General features: G+C 46.8%; 2 protein-coding genes. Both read left to right on the top strand.

What is annotated here, in order from left to right; genetic code table 11:
- Window positions 1–184: thiamine pyrophosphate-dependent enzyme (locus B3M90_RS11935; protein WP_290784256.1), on the top strand; the 184-nt coding region annotated here is incomplete at its 5' end.
- Between the two features lie 6 nt (window positions 185–190).
- Window positions 191–517 carry a bacillithiol system redox-active protein YtxJ gene (gene ytxJ / locus B3M90_RS11940; protein WP_035411320.1) on the top strand — a complete coding sequence of 109 codons (327 nt, stop codon included), beginning with the start codon at window positions 191–193 and terminating at the stop codon, window positions 515–517.
- Window positions 518–596 lie beyond the last annotated feature (79 nt).

Below are 596 nucleotides of genomic sequence, written 5' to 3' on the forward strand. Positions count from 1 at the left end.
TCCGGATCTCGTTCAACTGGCTCATGCTTTCGGTGCGCTTGGACTTCGCGTCGGTGAACACGGTTCGCTTGCCCATTGTCTTGATCAAGCTTTCGCGAGCGATGGACCCGTATTGATTGACTGTCCGGTCGATTACCGGGAAAATCTAAAGTTAAGTGAACGTCTCCGGACGTATGGAGGGTGATATATTATGACACAACCACGTAAACTGCAATCTATTTCTGATTTTGATCAATTTGCGTCCGAGCATAGCGCGTTCGTGATTTGCAAACACAGTACGACATGTCCGATCAGTGCCGCAGGATTCTCAGAGTATACGAAGTTCGCGGATGAAACATCTGTTCCGACAGCATATCTCTTCGTCCAAGAAGCTCGGACCTTATCGAATCACATCGCTGAACACTATAATGTCCGACATGAGTCGCCACAAGTTCTTTTCATTCAGGACGGCAAATCTGTCTGGACAGCATCTCACTACGACATTACAAAGGATGCACTCGAAACGAACGTTCAGTAACGCTAACTATGAAACAAGCTTCTGGCTGTTTCAAACTGAAGACACAGCGCAATTTTCCTCTAATGAGAAGGATTGCGCT

The organism is Exiguobacterium sp. UBA6309, assembly GCF_002439205.1.
GTDB lineage: Bacteria > Bacillota > Bacilli > Exiguobacteriales > Exiguobacteriaceae > Exiguobacterium_A.